Source organism: Actinophytocola sp. (assembly GCF_036002505.1).
Taxonomy (GTDB): Bacteria; Actinomycetota; Actinomycetes; order Mycobacteriales; family Pseudonocardiaceae; genus DASYTH01.
In genome coordinates this window covers 1-15,644 of sequence record NZ_DASYTH010000384.1, presented here as the reverse complement: position 1 = coordinate 15,644, position 15,644 = coordinate 1, and the positions used below count along the sequence as shown (strand labels likewise).

The following is a 15,644-nucleotide window of genomic DNA, read 5'->3' as shown; positions in this document are numbered from 1 at the left end:
CCCCCCCGCGACGGTTCACCTCAGTGCGTTACCTGCCAGTTGTTGTTGGGATTTTGGAGCGTGAACGAAAGGCTGTAACAGCCGAAGTCGGTACTGTGCACATTGCCGACCGGGGTCACGTCGGAATTGGACGGGGTCAGCGCCTGCCACGTGGAACCGACCTTGATCTGAATTCCGGTGGCCCACCACATCGTGCCGTAGGTCTCGGTGCAGTAATAGCCCTCACCGGTCGCCGGGTTGTAGTCCGTGTACACCTCGAACATGTCCCAGCCGCCACCGCCGTTGGTGAGCTTGGCCGGGTCGGCGCTGGTGAACAGCGCGTCCCAGGACGACGTGGTGAAGTTGTACAGGTACGCGGTCCAGGAGTTGGTCGTCGCGTTCGTCTGCACGTCCCGGACGGTGTAGGAGCGCAACCCGTTGAACGGCACGGTGTAGGTGTTCACGAAGTTGGTGTCGATCCAGGCCACCGCGGCGAACCCGGGATTGACCGCGCACCAGTCCCAAGCCCCCACGCCGTTGCCGCCCTGCCAGTAGAACGTGGTCACCTCGATGCAGGACTTCCCGCTCGGGAACAGGGTCGGAGCGTAAATGATGTCCGGGTCACTCGCCGAGATGTGCAGATCCGGCTTGACCGTGTGGTTGGCCTGCGCCCCATCGGAGACCACGGTCGGGAACGCACCCCAGACCGTGTGCAATGCGCCGGTCCACGGTGTGATGGTCTGAATGCCGGCCGACTTTCCCACGGTACCCGCAGCTCGCACGGCTGACGACCGCTCGGCGCCCCGCGGTGCTGCCGCGGCGGCCGCCGTCCCGCGCAGCGCGGGCACGGCCCGCCCGCTGACCGGCCCGTCCGGCGCGGGCACGGGGTCGGTAGCCGCCGCTGCCGCCGCACTGCTCGGCAGTGCGGCGGTCAGTAACGCGCCGGCGACGACCAATGCGGCCGCGTACACCTGCAGGGGCTGACGATTCGATACCTGTCTTAACGGAACGTGCACAGTGATTCCCCTTAATTCGACTGTGAATTCCAAACACCGCGGAAAGCGCAAACAAACGGTCAGGACATGTTCCCCAAGTCCCCCGTCCCAGCTGACCGCAGTACCGCCACTCTACCCACGATTCGAGCAGTTGATCAACTGTCTGAGAATCTCTCAGAATTCCCAGAGAATTCCCAGACGTCCGACGTATCCGCGGGGTTGTAGGTGGAGGTGCGGACGGCGGGGTCGCAACCGGTGGCCTGTCTACGGTCAGCGGGGACGCTGAGCCTCGCGGAGGTCCCCGGAGCGGGCCAGCGCCAGGCTGATGGCTCGGCTCGTGGCCACGCATCGTCCGCTTCAAGGTCAATTGGTAACCGGGTCGGGTTACCGGCCTGGCGTTCCGTGGTTGCTGTGGCACACTGTCGCCAATCGTGACTGGAGGTTCGGTGGAAGGTGAGGCCGAGAGGGCCGAAGCGCGGGTAACCCCGGTGGTCTGCGTGCTCGGCCCTCCCGGAAGTGGCAAGACTGAGACGTCCGCGGCTCTCGGTGCGCAGGTCGACGCAGACGTGGTGCACGGCGGGAAGGTGCTGCGAACGCTCATGAGGAGGAGCCGCCGTGACCTTCTCGCCAAGCGAGCTGAGGACATCGTCAGTGCCGGCCGGCCGGTACCGGTTGATCTGTATTGCGAGATCGTTGGTGAAAGTACGCGAGGCAATGGCCGATGGTTGGTACTTGACGGGTATCCGAGGAACTCCGAGCAATACCAAGGATTGCCGGCGGTGTGCCACGCCGCCGCAGTTTGGTACCCATTGATCTTTGGCGTCTTCTTGGCCGTTGACGATTCGGAACTGCATCGTCGAATGGGGGTGCGTCGCCGATCGGATGACACCAGTCCGGAGCTCGTCGCTCGGCGGCTGGAACTCTATGCCGAGAATGCATCCGGCCTTCAGTCGCGCTTCCGGTCGGGTGGTCGCCTGCTCACCGTCTCGGGGACCATGGCTACCGCGAATATTGTCGACACAATACTCAGGTTCGTCTCGGAAACATCGCGAGTCGCCAGTGTTGATCCACTTCTTCAACGATCAGATCCTTAGTCTTCACGGACTACTTGACCGCTACCCGCTGGATCGGCTGGGGCAGGTAGTAGAACGCTCCCTTCTTGCTGCCGTTCTCGTATCTGACGGCCCAGTTGTCGTTCCTACTGTCGATGTCGTCCAGTCGCCGGTTACGAACAAGCTTCTTCCCACGCTCGGCATACTGGCGAAGAGCGGTCAGGTGGACTTCGTGGGATCGACCACGGATATCGATGAGCTCGTCCAGCGCAAGCAAGTGCATTTCCAGGGAACCGGGTACCATTCGGAGTGGGCGGGCGTGGATCCGTATCGGTTGCTGTCCCCGCTTGCGAGCGCGTTGAATATCAGGCAAGGCGATACAACATATGACATGCTGGTGCTCTGGGTCTCCGATATTGAAATGATGTCGAGTAAAGGACGCCGTAATCGCAATGGTACGAGTGTTTCATTCGGCGGACGACAGTTGGAACAGGCCTACCATCTCATGTCACGGGATGTTCGGCGGGCGGCGTACCTTGACGCCGCCCACGAGCTTCCCCGGAGGCTCGGTGATCACGCTTTTCTGTGGAAGGTGGTCCAGCGGGTTGGGGCCTTCAAACACGACAGTCGAGGGCCTGAGCAGAAGTCGTTCGAGCGTGCTTTGGCGTACTACTGGGTCATGAGCCACGTACAAGAATATCGACAGTCAATAGTAGCAAGAGACGAGTACCTGGGGATGATCGACTGCGGTCTCCGTTACGAGCAGCTCAACTTTACCTTCGACATGACGAAGTTTCGGGTCTTTCTGAGAAAGATCGGATTGGAAAAGTTTGTTCAGTCAACGGCTGAAGAGGTATGCGACTACAAGCAGGATCCGCGTGTGTTGATTACGATCTCCAACATATTGCTCCCCTGGTTCGAGAAGCTTGAATTCCCGGGCGGTGACCATGCGGGCGTTGTTCGAACCCTGCGGAAGATCGCGCCGGTCACGCTCGAGATCGCCAGGGTGGAGAAGTCGTGGGAGAATGCCTGTGGGAGGATCTGCGGTGTGCTGCTGGAGGCGTGGGAATGTCATGAGGACGTGGGGCGGGCTGAGACTTTCCCGACGGTGTATTCTCTCCCGCGGAGACGGAGCCCTGAAATGAGCAAGCGCACTATCTTCATCGGGCACGGACGTTCTCCCGCTTGGATAACTTTGAGGGATCTGATCCGAGACCGGCTAGGCTTGGACTGGGAAGAGTTCGACCGATCGCCGTCGGCAGGTAAGACAGTCGTGCAGAGACTCAGTGAGATGCTGGCGACGGCAGACTTTGCCTTTCTGGTTCTTACCGCTGAGGATGAGCAGGCTGACGGACGAGTCCAGGCCAGGCAGAATGTAGTGCACGAGTTGGGCCTGTTCCAGGGCAGGCTCGGGTTCGACCGGGCGATCGCGATGATCGAGGATGGCTGTGATGAGTTCGCCAACCTCGCTGGTCTGGTACAGATCAAGTTCCCCAAGGGGAACATTATGGCTGTGTCCGAAGAGATAAGACGTCTTCTGGAAGATCGACTCCCGCTCGGCCCGGTCGCAGGAGGGCACGGTGGTCACCTTGAACGATGACCAAATCAGAATCCGCAAACTGTCGCCTGAAGACGTCAAGCGCGACATCGATCTCATGCTCTGGTCATTCAAACTTCAGGGGATCAGGCGCTGGGTCGGGCAGCCCTACTGGGATGAGGAGTCCGCGGCGGCCAAGTATTCTGACAAACTCGAGGGGTTTCCGCGGCTGGAGACCGTTGCCGAGCACAGTTGGAACGTCGCCGACTCCGTCATACTGTTGGCGCCGAACTTCCCGTACATAAACCGGTCGCACGCCGTGGAGCTTGCGATTATGCACGACAAGATGGAGATACGCGTTGGAGACTGGAACCCGCTGGGCAAGGACGGGACCGGTAACAGAGGACACGCATTCAATCAATCCAGGCAGGCCACGAAGCACGAGAAGGAGCTTGACGCGATCGAGCTGTACGTCCGGAGGCTACGGCCCGAGGTTGCTCAACTCCATCGTAGTCTCCTGCTCGAGGGTATAGAGTGCAGGACTCCGGAGGCCAGGCTCGTCAAGGCCATCGACAAGATGCAGGCACTTGCGTTCATTCTCTGGAAGAAAGGTGGAACCGTTGCCGACAGGCATCTCGGCTTCCTGATTCGGTTCACCGAGAAGAACGACAGATACTTTCCACCGCTTCGGGCGCATTCGCAGGAGCTTTTGAGTCGAATCTTCGAGGCGGCTGCGAAGCATCGGAAAATGACGAAGAAGGCTCTGTGGCGCGAACTGAACGATGTCAGCCTCTATATGGGCGCCGAGCAGCTTCCCTTGGTCGTAGTCGACGGGTTGGACGAGTTCGTCGACGAAACGTGCGATCCGTCGCCTGGCGGATCGAAGCTCGTTCGTCTGAGGAAGGCATTCGAGGAGTTGGCGGGCCGGCCCGCCGCGCACACGGGCATCGAAGCGTACCGGCAGCTTTCTGATGCCATCAACCAGGTAGAGGACCAGCAGTGGGGATCAGACTACTGGGATCCGCCGCGCCATCTCCCGCCGGATGCCAGCACCAAGCGCCTCTATCCCATTGCGCCTGAATGTATGTATCCGGTCCCAGGATACGCAGGTGTCGATGTGCTGGTTGCCAAAGATCACGTCGTGTTCATCAGCAGGTATGGGGCCATTGAGGCACAGGAGAAGGATCGAGACGATCTCCTGGGGGAGCTGACTCCGTTCGCCAGCCGCCGAGACAAAGTCATCTTTGAGAAACCGGATGTGGAAGGTTCCGGTGTATGGGACGGCAAGAATCGCGGCTGACACCCAGCTGAGCGGTCCGAGCGTAGTCCTCTCAACGCCGGCTGGCGAAGACGGCGACGGTGCGGGGCGGCACGGTGAAGGCTCCGGTGGCGGGGTTGTAGGTGGAGGTGCGGACGGCCGGGTCGCTGCCGGTGACTTGGATCGGGTGCAGGGTGTAGGCCGAGCCGGCGAGGGCGGGCAGGGTCTGCGTGGTGGGGCTGGGGGAGGCGTTGAAGACGACCACGAGGCCCTCGTAGTGGGGGTCGAGGTCGGGGCCGGTGCGGTCGTCGAGGGTCATCACGATGACGCCGGGGGTCTGCGTCGGGCCGCCGGTGGGGAAGGCGACGCGCTGCTGGATGAGCCCTGCTGCGCCGAGGCGGAAAAGGGGGGAGGAGAAGCGGATGCGGAGCAGGTCCAGGGCACGGTCGTGGGCGGCGCGGATGGCGGGCTCGGGCGGGAGCAGGGCCGGGTCGGACAGCAGCGGGCGCATGAAGTCCCATTTGGACTCGTTGTCGCCGCGGGGTGGCAGGCCGGAGCCCCAGGTGGAGGTGCGGTAGGTCCAGTCCACCCGGTTGAACCAGTCGCCGGAGTTGAAGCTGTTGCGGTCCAACGACTTTGATCGGAGTATGTCGTTGCCGGCGTGCCAGAACGAGGGGCCCTGGGCGAGCGCGGTGGTGGCCAGCGCCACGGTGTTCATCCGCACCCGGTCGGCCATCGAGGTGGGCTGCGGCAGTTTGTACTGCAGGATGTCGAACAGTGTCTCGTTGTCGTGCGCGTCGACGTAGGTGATGGTCTCGCTGGGGTCGGCGGCGTAGCCGGCGGGCTGGCCGTTGTAGTCCACCTGGGACCCGCGGACGGTGGCGCCGGTGCGGTCGGTGAACGTGTAGTCGCGGAGGTTTCCGGCCAGCCCCACCTTGATCTGGTCGTGGTAGAGCAGGAGCCGGGCGCGCTGCTGGTCGGGCGTGCCGTTCACCGGGTCGCCGTTGGGATCGGTGAACAACCCCGACGCGAAGCCCTGGATCCGCGGGTTGCCGTCGAACGGGCCGCCGCCGCGCACCGCGTCGCGCAGCCGGTCGGAGAATGTGCCGATGCCGGTGCCGGCCATGTTCGCCTGGGTCGCCTGCGTGAACCGCGCGTCGTTCGCCACCTCGCCGAAGTTCCAGCCCTCGCCGTACAGGTAGATCCGCTTCCCGTCGACGCCGTCGTGGCGCACCGTCAGTGAGTCCAAAGTGGCCCGAAGAGACTGCATGAGCGCCTTGGGCTGGTGGCCCATCAGGTCGAACCGGAAGCCGTCCACTTTGTACTCGCGGGCCCAGGTCAGCACCGAGTCGACCATCAGCTTGCCCATCATGCGGTGCTCGGTCGCGGTGTTCGCGCAGCACGTGGACGTCTCCACCTGCCCGGTCGCGGACAGCCGGTGGTAGTAGCCGGGCACGATCCGGTCCAGCACCGAATTCGGGTTCTGCCCGGCGGCCGGCGTGTGGTTGTACACCACGTCCATGACCACGCGCAGCCCCGCGCCGTTGAGCCCCTTCACCATCTCGCGGAACTCCCGGGTCCGCGCCGGGCCGTCCGGGTTCGTCGAGTACGAGCCCTCCGGCGTGGTGTAGTGCAGCGGGTCGTAGCCCCAGTTGAACCCGTCGGTGTCGCGGACCGGCGCCAGGCACGCCTGCTGCTCCTCGGCCGCCGGCCCGAACGAGGCCAGGTCGCAGGCCGGCGTCTGCTGGGCCGCCCGGCGCTCCTCGATGCTGGCGATGTCGTTGGTGGGCAACACATGCAGCGTGTTCAGCCCGGCGGCGGCGAGACTGCGCAGGTGCCGCATCCCGGCGCTGTCCCGGTCGGTGAACGCCAGGTAGGTGCCGCGGTGCCCGGCCGGCACGGTGGTGTCGCCGATGGAGAAGTCCCGCACGTGCAGCTCGTAGATCGTGGAGTCCTCGGGCTGGTCCAGCCGCGGCTTGCCGAGGTGCTCCCACCCGTTCGGCTTCAAGCCGTCGTCACTCAGGTCGACCACGAGCGACCGGCCGGCGTTCACCGTCAGCCCCAAGGAGTACGGGTCGGTCACCACATTGGTGATGACGGCATCCGCCGAAGGCACATACACCGCCACCTCGAAGGCGTACCGCGCGTTCCGCCAGGACGGTGAACCCGTCACCCGCCACACCCCGGCCGCGTCCCGCCGCATGGCCACCCGGTGCTCCGCACCCGGCCCGACCTCGTCGAGCAGCAGGCTCACGGTCTTCGCCGTCGGCGCCCACAACGCCAGCGTCGGCCGCCCGCGCTGCCACGTCGGCCCCAGGTTCGCCGCCGACGCACCCGCGTACAGCTCGTCGAGCACGCCCGCGGTCTGCACCCCGGTCGCGTCCGCGAGCTTCCCGGCCGAGTCGAACGCGGCCACCACGACCTGCCCGGACAGCACCGCCCCCCGATCCAGCGCCGGCACCCGCAGCGCCTCGTACGAAGCCAGGTGCGGGAACCGCTGCCGCACCTCGGCCGGCAACCCGCCGGGCTCCAGCGTCAACGGCACCGACTCACCACCGGTCACCCCGTCGGACGTTGCCGCCAACCCACCTTCAGGTGCATGAAACAGCCGGAACGTCCACCCCGCCGTGCTCGCCGGCAGATCCAGCGCCACCAGGTCCGGCGTCAGCCACTGCGCCCGCTGCTCCTTCAGGTTCGGCGGCGCCACCCCTGCCTCCACCGTCAGCACATGCGTGGCCAGCACATACGAGAACGTCGTCCGGTCCCCGTTCGCCGCCACGAAGAACGGGATGTTCGCCCCACCCGGCACCCCGCCGGCCCCGTAGTTCTCCGCCCACGACAGGTTGTGCGCCACCTTCACCTCGTACGACCCGGCCGGAATCGCCGTGGTGGTGAACGTGTAGACCCCGTCCCCGTCCGAGTCGAGCAGCTCGGAGCTCCGGCACTCCGGCATCCAGTCACCCGGGCACCCCAGCTCACTCTGGAAGCTCCCCGGCGCCGTCACCACCGGCCCGTCGGCCACTGCCGGCACCCCCGACGCCAGCCCCAGAACGACCCCGGCAACGGCGAGAACCGCGACGATGCGGCGGATGCTGCGCATGGCTGCCACTCTGCCCGCTGATCTACCGGCGTCAAGACGCCGACCGGACGGATAAGGTCCACCAATGACCGCTGAGGCAACCGTCCCCGCCCGGCTTCCGCTGCGGGTGTGCACCGGTTACGCGCTGGGTTCGCTGGTGACCGGGGCCTTTGGCACAGTGCCGGGGTTGCTGCTGCTGCCGTACCTGACCGACACGCTGGCGGTGCCGGCGTTCGCGGCGGGGTTGCTCGTGCTGCTGCCCAAAGCGTGGGACGTGGTGTTCAACCCGATTGCGGGGCGGATCAGCGACCGCACCACCACGCGGCTCGGCGCCCGGCGGCCGTACCTGATCTTCGGCGGCGCCGGGCTGGCGATCTTCTTCGCGGTGATGTTCGCCGGGCCGGACACCGGCAGCGTGGCGTTCGACGCGGCCTTCGTGGCGGTGGCGTTCCTGTTGTGCGCCACCGCGTTCGCGTTCTTCCAGGTGCCGTACAACGCGATGCCGGCGGAGATCACTTCGGGGGTCAACGAGCGGACCCGGCTGACCGCGTGGCGGATCGCGGTGCTGGCGGTGGCGATCCTGGTCAGCGGGGCCGGCGCGCCGGGAGTGCGGGACGCGTTCGGCGGCATCGCGGGGTACCGGGCGATGGGGATCGCGGTCGGGGTGCTGATCCTGGTCGGCACGATCGGCGTGTTCGTCGGCACCGCGCGGGCGCCGGTGGCCGCGGTGAAGCCGTCGGTGACCAGCTGGCGGGAGGTGCTCGAGGCGATCCGGCAGTGCCGGCCGTTCCGGTTGCTGCTGGGCTGCTACGTGGTCCAGGGCGTCGCGATCGGCACGCTGCTGGCCGGGGTGGAGTACGTGGCGCGGGTGGCGTTAGGGGACAAGTCGTTGCAGTCGTTGATGTTCGCCGCGTTCGTGGGGCCGGCGATCCTGGTCATGCCGGTGCTGCAGTGGGCCGGCGCGCGCTGGGGCAAACGGGCCGGCTACGTGGTCTCCACGCTGGTGTTCGCGGTGGCGGTGGCGAGCCTGGTCGCGGCCCGCGGGGTGCCGGTCTGGGTGGTGATCGCCGGGTCGGCGCTGGCCGGCGTGGGCTACGCCGGCATCACGGTGTTCCCGCTGGCCATGCTGGCGGACGTGATCAGCGACGAGGAGGTGCGCACCGGCCAGGTCCGCGCGGGCCTGTTCGCCGGGGTGTGGACGGCGGGGGAGACGCTCGGCCTCGCCCTCGGCCCCGGCCTGTACGGGCTGATCCTGGCCATCGGCGGGTACATCTCCACCAGCGCCGACCAGGATGTCACCCAGCCGGCGAGCGCGGTCGCCGCGGTCGTGATCGGTGCCGGCCTGATCCCCGCCGTGTTCGCCCTGGGCGCGCTGCCGCTGCTGCGCAAGGCTCAGTGGGTGGAGGCATGACCCTGCCGCCGACCGGTGTCCCGGCCGAGGAGGTCTTGGCGGAGCTCCGTGAGCTGCGGGCGCGGGATCTGCCCACCCACGGCGGCCGGACCCTCGCCTACGTCTACGACAGCGGGCTCAAAGGCCTGGACGAGCTGGGAGCCGCCGCGCACGCAATGGCAAGCTCGGCGAACGGCCTGGACCCGACGGTGTTCCCCAGTCTGCTGCGGATGGAGAACGACATCGTGGCCGCGGCAGCGCGGCTCCTGGGCGGCGGCGAGAACACCGTTGGCAGCGTCACATCCGGAGGCACGGAAAGCTGCATGCTCGCCGTGCACGCCGCCAGGGTCGCAAGGCCAGATATCGCCCAGCCCACCATGATCCTGCCCACCACGGCGCACGCGGCGTTCCACAAAGCCGCGCACTATTTCAACGTCCAACCCGTCGCGGTGCCGGTAGATCCCGAGACATACCAAGCGGATCCGGACGCCGTCACCGCGGCGATCGACAGCAACACAGTCCTCGTCATGGCCAGCGCGCCCTCTTACGCCCACGGCGTGATCGACCCGGTCGCCCCCATTGCCGCCGTGGCGAGAGAGCACAACATCCGCTGCCACGTCGACGCCTGCATCGGCGGCTGGCTGCTGCCCTATTTCCGCCGCCTCGGCGTGTCGCTGCCGGACTTCGACCTGTCCGTGCCGGGCGTCACCAGCATCTCGGTCGACCTGCACAAGTACGCCTACTGTCCTAAAGGGACATCCGTGCTGCTGCATGCCGACGCGGAGCTGCGCGCCACCCAGTACTTCGCCAGCGCCGCCTGGCCGGGTTACACGATGCTGAACTCGACCCTGCAGTCCACCCGCTCGGGCGGCCCGCTGGCCGCGGCCTGGGCGGTGCTGCGCCACGTCGGCGACGCCGGCTACCAGGACCTGGCCGCCCGCACGCTGTCCGCCGTCACCACGATCCGCGACGGTCTCCCCAACGGCCTTCGGGTGCTCGGCGACCCGCAGGCGTCCCTGCTCGCATTGTCTACTGTGGACGATAGCTTCGACGTGTTCACCGTCGCCGACGAGATGTCCGCCCGCCGCTGGTACGTGCAACCCCAGTTCGCCCACGGACCGTCACCGGCCAACCTGCACCTGACGGTGACCGCGGCCAACCACGGCGCGGAGCGCGAGCTGCTCGACGACCTCACTGCCGCCGTCGCCGCGGCCCGCGCGCTCGGCCCGACGATCGTGCCGCCCGACCTGGCTGCGGCCATCGCGGCCCTCGACCCCTTCACGCTCACCGCCGACCAGTTCGCCGGGCTGCTCGCCGCCGCCGGGCTGAACGGCACCGGCCTGCCCGACCGGATGGCCGGCGTCAACGCGCTGCTCGCCGCCGCCCCGCCCACCCTGCGGGAGCGCCTCCTCGTCCGCTTCCTCGGCTCGCTCTACACGCCGTAGAACAGCCGAAGGTGGCCTTCACACCCCGACTCGCTCCTGTGAAGGCCACCTTCAGCTCTCTGAGGCGACGGCCGGGGCGGTGCCGGCCCCGGTGGTGGGTGCCGTCGTCCCGACGTTCCCGGCGGCGGTTACCCCGCCTCGCGAAGACCGAAACATCCTTCGCTCTTGTCAACGCGCCTACCCCGCCGCGGGTGACGGGTTATTTCGGAGGCGGCGTCGTGCACATTCCGTCACCATGGGCGGCATGGTTGACACGCTCGAGCATCTCGCCGGCACCGCGGTGCTGGTCTGCGCCGGTGACGGCCCCGTGGTCCGCGGTGAGGCGGACGCGCTGGACCTGATCGTCGAGGCCGGGCAGCGCGGTGCCGCCTGGACGGCTGTCCCGGTTGGACGGTTGGCCGACGAGTTCTTCGAGCTGCGCAACGGAATCGCCGGCGCGATCCTGCAGAAGTTCGTCAACTACGGAATGGGCCTGGCCGTGCTCGGCGACCTGTCCCGGCACACCGCCGGGAGCGCCTCCGTGCGTGACCTGGTCCGGGAGTCCAACCGGGGCCGGCACCACTGGTTCGTGCCCGACCTCGACGACCTCGAGGCCCGGCTCAGTCGTCTTTACCCGCAGGTTGGTAGGTGATGATCGCGACCCCGTCCGGGCCGACCGGGCGGGCGTCGACCAGGCGCAGCGGCGCGGTGTGGCTGGTGTCGCCGAACAGGCGCTTGCCGGCGCCGAGCATGATCGGGAAGACCATCAGCCGGTACTCGTCGACCAGGTCGTGCTCGGCCAGTTCCTGAACGAGCTGGACACTGCCGTTCACCAGCACGTCGCCGGTGGTCTGCCGCTTCAGATGGGTGATCTCCTCCGCGATGTTGCCGCTGATCACCGTGCTGTTGTTCCACGCCGGGTCGGTCAGCGTGGACGACACGACGTACTTCGGCATGCCGTTGAACTTCTCGGCGAACCCGAACTCGTCCGTCCGCTCCGGCCACGCCGCCGCGAAGGCCTCGAAGGTCACCCGGCCGAGCAGCAGCGCCTCGGACGCCATCAGCTCGTCGAGCTTGAACCGGTCGCCGTCCTCGCCCCGCTCGAACTGGAACGCCCAGCCGCCCCGGGTGAACTGCTCGCTGCCGCCCGGATCCTCGACGATCCCGTCCACCGTGATGAACTGAGAAACCACGAGCTTTCCCACGTCTACTCCTCAAGTGTCGGCCCCAGACCCCTGCGCCGCGATCATAGGCCGATCACGCCGGGACGGCGATGGCGATCTGGTTCGAGGCGTAGCCCCGCTCGCCGCCGACCCAGCGGCCGCCGCAGGTGACCAGCACCAGGCGGTGCGGTCCGTCCTGGGCGAACAGCTCCTCCGCGCGGATCGGAAGCTCGTCCTTGCCCAGGGTGACGACCTGGCTGACCCGGTACGGGATCAGGGTGCCGGCTTGGTCCACAAGCGACACCGGGTCGCCGGGTTTCGCGCTCCACAGCTCGGCGAACGGCCCGGTGGCACCGCGCCAGTTGACGTGGCCGGCGAGCACCGTGGCCCCGGCGGCGGCGTGCAGCTCGGCGCCCCACCAGCTGGCCTGGATCAACGAGTTGGGGATCGGCAGCACGCCGTCGATGCCGACCTCCCGGCGCACCAGCGTCGCGGTCCCGCCGTGGGCCAGCCGCACGGTACCCGCGGCCTGCGGCCTCGGGGCGGCCGGCGCCCGGGTGCGCGGTGCCTCGGGTTCCGGAGCGGCCGGCGCCGGATTCGCGGTCTCCGGCGCTGCCCCGGGCTCCGCCGGCGCCGGGTTCGCGGTCCCCGGCTGTGCCGGCGTTCCTTTATGGACAGTCGGGGCCGGCTCCGGCGCCGCGTAGGCGGTGCCGGAGATCGTGTTCCGGGCGTTGTGCACCGTGCCGGCGAGCACGATCGCGAGGAACAGACCGAGCATGCCGGTCCCACCGAGCGCGGCCGTCGGGAAACGTCGTCGGTGCCGGCGCGGCATCTCGCTCAGCGCCTCCTCGTGATCCGGCGCCGCACCAGGAACCCGCCCAGCCCCACGGCGATCACCAGCACGCCGAGGGCCATGCCCGGGCTGCTCCGCCGGGTGACCGTGCCGTACGCCACCGGCTGCGGCTGATCCCCGGCTGGAACCGTCACCGGCACGATCGGCGCATTCGGCTTGTTCGCGATGGTGAGCGCCAGCGTCGCGCCCGGGCTCACCGTGCCGCACGCCGAGGGCGGCGCGTTCGGATCGAACGCCTTGTCAAAGCCCGCCGGTGGCGCCACCTCGATCACGCACACCTCTTGCGGCGTCTGCAGATTGGGCACGCTCACCGTGCCGTCGGTGCCGGTGACCAGCACCGTCGGCTTCCCGTCCGTGCCGACCAGCTCCTTACCGTCCTGGTCCTTCGCCGGCTTCACCTTGTCGCTCGCGGTCAGCCGCAACGACACCCCCGCGATGCCGGCCTGCGTCTTCTCGTTGATCTTCTCGACCTTCACGATGCCCGGCGGCGTGGTGGCCGTAGTCGTATCGTTCGCCGTGAGCGGCTGCTCCCCGCCGGTCGACACGATCCGCTGGGTGTCCGCCTGGATCGCCTGCTGCACGACGGGTCGGTCCGCCGGCCCCATGAAGTTGATGCGCACCAAGGGTTGCGTGCCGGTCGGGGTCACCGGCACGGCCACGGTCCCGTCGGCCGTCGTGGTCGCCTTACCGGTGGCCTTGCCGTCCGCCAGCACGCCCTGCTCGACCGTGACGTCCACCTCGACGCCGGGAATACCCTTGCCCGCCTCGTTGCGCACGGCCACCGTCCACGGCGCGGCGGCGCCGATAAACTGCGGCGTCGCCGGCTTGGTGACCGTGGGGATCCACTTCCCGTGGTTGGCGGCGGCGTCGGCCCGCAGCCGATCGACTGCCTGCTGCGCGGACGGCGGCAGCTTCGTCAGATGGAAGTTGGCGTCGTAGGCGATGTGCCGGAAGTCGTTGGTGGCCAACAGCTGGCTGGGGTTCTGCGGCGCGGCGGTCCACGAGTGCAGCAGGTGGGCGAGCGCGGCGGCCTCGTCGGGGTTCGTAGTCTTGGCGTAGCGCAGCAGCAGGTAGGAGATCTCCGCGGCGACGACCGAGTCGAGCTCGGTGCCCCACTTGGTCATCAGTGGTTCGCCGGGGTTGTACTGCTCGTCGCTGTCGGGGGCGAGGAACGCAAACTGCACGCAGAAGACCTGGCGGCCACCGACCATGTAGGAGCCGAGCCAGTCGCTCTTGTCAGGGTTGCCCTTGTACGGCTGGGCTGGGGTGGTGTTGTGGCCGATCCCTTGCTGCGGCGCGGCTTGCGCGGAGGTGGCGGTGGTGAGGGTGAGCGCCGAGCTGGTGAGCAGGATGGTGGCCAGTAGGCCGATGGTGCGGGGGCGCCTCATCGTCTTGGCTCCTTATCGTCGGTGTCCCGACTACTCTTCAGAGCCTGGTGGTTTCGGTGAGTGGTGGGCAATCCGCCATTTGGGGTAGCGGTGGGCTGGGCTTGCGGCTGCAAGGCTGTGGACAGAGGGAGGCCGCGATGCGACCTCCTCTGCCCACAACCTTGCAGTGGTGTCTTCCTCCCGCTCTTGGCGGGTGAGGGTCGCCTTTTAAAACATTGAAAATCTAAAAGGGGAAAGACAAGAGAAGCGCTGCGGCGCCGCCTGCGGCTCGCCGTAGCGCTCGCCGGTGCCGGTCTCGTTGTGGGCCGCCGGTTGGCGGGGGGCGCTTCGCGCCACAGAGTCATGGACGCGTCTCGGGTGTGGCCACCGCTGTTGGTGGGGGTTTGGTTAGAAGGGTGGGGGATCGTCGTCGGGCGGTGGTGGTGGGGTTGGCGGTGGGGGTTGGGGTTGGACGACCGGTTCGGGTTCGACGGTGTAAGTCAGGCCGGTGGGGCTGGTCCATTGGTAGTGGCCGAGGCCAAGCACGGTGATGTTCCAGCCGGCTTCGTGTTTGGCGCGATGGTGCCGTTTACACAAACAGTGACAGTTACTGTCACAGGTGGGTCCCAGCGGCCAGGGCGCCCGGTGGTCGACTTCGCAGTAGCGGGCCCGGCGGGTGCAGCCGGGGAAGCGGCAGGTGCGATCCCGCACCTTGACCAACGTCCGCAGGGCTTGGGGTGGGGTGTAACGGGCGGTGGTCACATCGACGACCGCACCAGTCTTGGGGTCGGTGGACACCCAGCGCCAGCGGCGGGCTTCGGCGAACATCTCCCGGGCCGCCCGGGCGGTGATGGGCATGCCGTCGACCTCGCCGGGTTGGTTGTCGGCGCGCACGGCGCTGGTGGCGGGGATGGTGAGGTGGACCTCGACCGCGCGGCCGCCAGACAGACCGGTGCTGAGCAGCAGGTCGCGGGCGATGTCGACTTCGAGTTGGGCGATGGTGCGGGTTTCGCCGCCGGCGGCTTTCATCTCCCGCGCCCGCACGGCGATCGCGGCGTGCATCGCGGCGATCTCTTCGGTGGTGTGGTGGATGGCCAGCACCGCTTGACCCGGCGCGGTGGGATAGACCTCGACTCGCCGTTCCCGCTTGATGATCTTCCGCCGCTGCTCCGCGCCTTCCGGGTCGGCCGCGAGGACGGCTTTGGCCAGGCGGTTGCGCAACTGGCCCGGAGTCTGCTGGTTGGCCTTGCCGAGCACTGCCGCTTCGACCTGGTGGGCGTGCTCCTCGGACAGCGGCGCGACGGCGTCGGCGATCAGGTGGGCCTTGAACTCTTCGATCCCGCCTTGTTTCAACGCCGCGAAGGTTTCCGGTAGCCGTTGGGTGAGGGTGATGGCGAATGCCATGCGGCGTTGCGCTGCCCGTCCGGAAATGTGCAGGATGGTGGCGACTTCCAGATAGGCGAATTCGTCGCCTTCGTGAGCGCGGGTGTAGTCGGCCAATTGCTGCAACTCGACGGCTTGGAGGTGTCCGATCATGGTGCGGGTGA

Annotated in this window: 12 protein-coding genes; 6 read left to right on the top strand and 6 right to left on the bottom strand. The window is 67.5% G+C overall.

From position 1 onward, the window contains the following. Positions 1 to 20: 20 nt before the first annotated feature. Positions 21 to 950 carry a carbohydrate-binding protein gene (locus VGR06_RS33790; RefSeq protein ID WP_327563254.1) on the bottom strand — a complete coding sequence of 310 codons (930 nt, stop codon included), beginning with the start codon at positions 948 to 950 and terminating at the stop codon, positions 21 to 23. Between the two features lie 455 nt (positions 951 to 1,405). Between VGR06_RS33790 and VGR06_RS44130 the strand changes: the two genes are divergently transcribed. From VGR06_RS44130 to VGR06_RS33780, 3 genes are read left to right on the top strand one after another with little or no spacing between them, the layout of a single operon-like run. Beyond that, entirely contained in the window at positions 1,406 to 2,068 is a 663-nt protein-coding gene (locus VGR06_RS44130; RefSeq protein WP_414637390.1) for a nucleoside monophosphate kinase, read from the top strand. Further along, entirely contained in the window at positions 2,034 to 3,626 is a 1,593-nt protein-coding gene (locus VGR06_RS33785; RefSeq protein ID WP_327563253.1) for a TIR domain-containing protein, read from the top strand. The genes VGR06_RS44130 and VGR06_RS33785 overlap by 35 nt, the downstream gene beginning before the upstream one ends. Next, positions 3,607 to 4,863 carry an HD domain-containing protein gene (locus VGR06_RS33780; RefSeq protein ID WP_327563252.1) on the top strand — a complete coding sequence of 419 codons (1,257 nt, stop codon included), beginning with the start codon at positions 3,607 to 3,609 and terminating at the stop codon, positions 4,861 to 4,863. The genes VGR06_RS33785 and VGR06_RS33780 overlap by 20 nt, the downstream gene beginning before the upstream one ends. 31 nt (positions 4,864 to 4,894) lie before the next feature. Here the strand turns inward: VGR06_RS33780 and pulA are convergent, their stop codons facing one another. Continuing rightward, positions 4,895 to 7,921 carry a pullulanase-type alpha-1,6-glucosidase gene (pulA, locus tag VGR06_RS33775; RefSeq protein ID WP_327563251.1) on the bottom strand — a complete coding sequence of 1,009 codons (3,027 nt, stop codon included), beginning with the start codon at positions 7,919 to 7,921 and terminating at the stop codon, positions 4,895 to 4,897. Between the two features lie 64 nt (positions 7,922 to 7,985). Between pulA and VGR06_RS33770 the strand changes: the two genes are divergently transcribed. The 3 genes from VGR06_RS33770 to VGR06_RS33760 all read left to right on the top strand — a co-directional run bounded on the left by VGR06_RS33770 (position 7,986) and on the right by VGR06_RS33760 (position 11,366). After that, positions 7,986 to 9,311, top strand: a complete 1,326-nt coding sequence (locus tag VGR06_RS33770; protein ID WP_327563250.1) for an MFS transporter — start codon at positions 7,986 to 7,988, stop codon at positions 9,309 to 9,311. Continuing rightward, positions 9,308 to 10,735: a pyridoxal phosphate-dependent decarboxylase family protein gene (locus VGR06_RS33765; RefSeq protein ID WP_327563249.1), complete on the top strand. Its 1,428-nt coding sequence runs from the start codon at positions 9,308 to 9,310 to the stop codon at positions 10,733 to 10,735. Before VGR06_RS33770 ends, VGR06_RS33765 begins: the two co-directional genes overlap by 4 nt. Positions 10,736 to 10,979: 244 nt before the next feature. Further along, entirely contained in the window at positions 10,980 to 11,366 is a 387-nt protein-coding gene (locus tag VGR06_RS33760; RefSeq protein WP_327563248.1) for a DUF4180 domain-containing protein, read from the top strand. On the opposite strand, the gene VGR06_RS33755 is transcribed toward VGR06_RS33760, so the two are convergent. The 4 genes from VGR06_RS33755 to VGR06_RS33740 form a co-directional block, all read right to left on the bottom strand. Then, entirely contained in the window at positions 11,335 to 11,919 is a 585-nt protein-coding gene (locus tag VGR06_RS33755) for a dihydrofolate reductase family protein (protein WP_327563247.1), read from the bottom strand. The two genes, VGR06_RS33760 and VGR06_RS33755, sit on opposite strands and share 32 nt — an antisense overlap. A 52-nt stretch (positions 11,920 to 11,971) precedes the next feature. After that, positions 11,972 to 12,709 carry a class F sortase gene (locus VGR06_RS33750; protein WP_327563246.1) on the bottom strand — a complete coding sequence of 246 codons (738 nt, stop codon included), beginning with the start codon at positions 12,707 to 12,709 and terminating at the stop codon, positions 11,972 to 11,974. 5 nt (positions 12,710 to 12,714) lie between these two features. After that, positions 12,715 to 14,118: a hypothetical protein gene (locus VGR06_RS33745; RefSeq protein ID WP_327563245.1), complete on the bottom strand. Its 1,404-nt coding sequence runs from the start codon at positions 14,116 to 14,118 to the stop codon at positions 12,715 to 12,717. A 387-nt stretch (positions 14,119 to 14,505) separates the two neighbouring features. Next, positions 14,506 to 15,644: HNH endonuclease signature motif containing protein (locus tag VGR06_RS33740; protein ID WP_327563244.1), on the bottom strand; the 1,139-nt coding region annotated here is incomplete at its 5' end.

Coding starts and splice junctions, on each gene's coding strand:
- pulA (WP_327563251.1), bottom strand. CDS start 7,921: ATGCGCAGCATCCGCCGCATCGTCGCGGTTCTCGCCGTTGCCGGGGTC.
- VGR06_RS33770 (WP_327563250.1), top strand. CDS start 7,986: ATGACCGCTGAGGCAACCGTCCCCGCCCGGCTTCCGCTGCGGGTGTGC.
- VGR06_RS33765 (WP_327563249.1), top strand. CDS start 9,308: ATGACCCTGCCGCCGACCGGTGTCCCGGCCGAGGAGGTCTTGGCGGAG.
- VGR06_RS33760 (WP_327563248.1), top strand. CDS start 10,980: ATGGTTGACACGCTCGAGCATCTCGCCGGCACCGCGGTGCTGGTCTGC.
- VGR06_RS33750 (WP_327563246.1), bottom strand. CDS start 12,709: ATGCCGCGCCGGCACCGACGACGTTTCCCGACGGCCGCGCTCGGTGGG.
- VGR06_RS33745 (WP_327563245.1), bottom strand. CDS start 14,118: ATGAGGCGCCCCCGCACCATCGGCCTACTGGCCACCATCCTGCTCACC.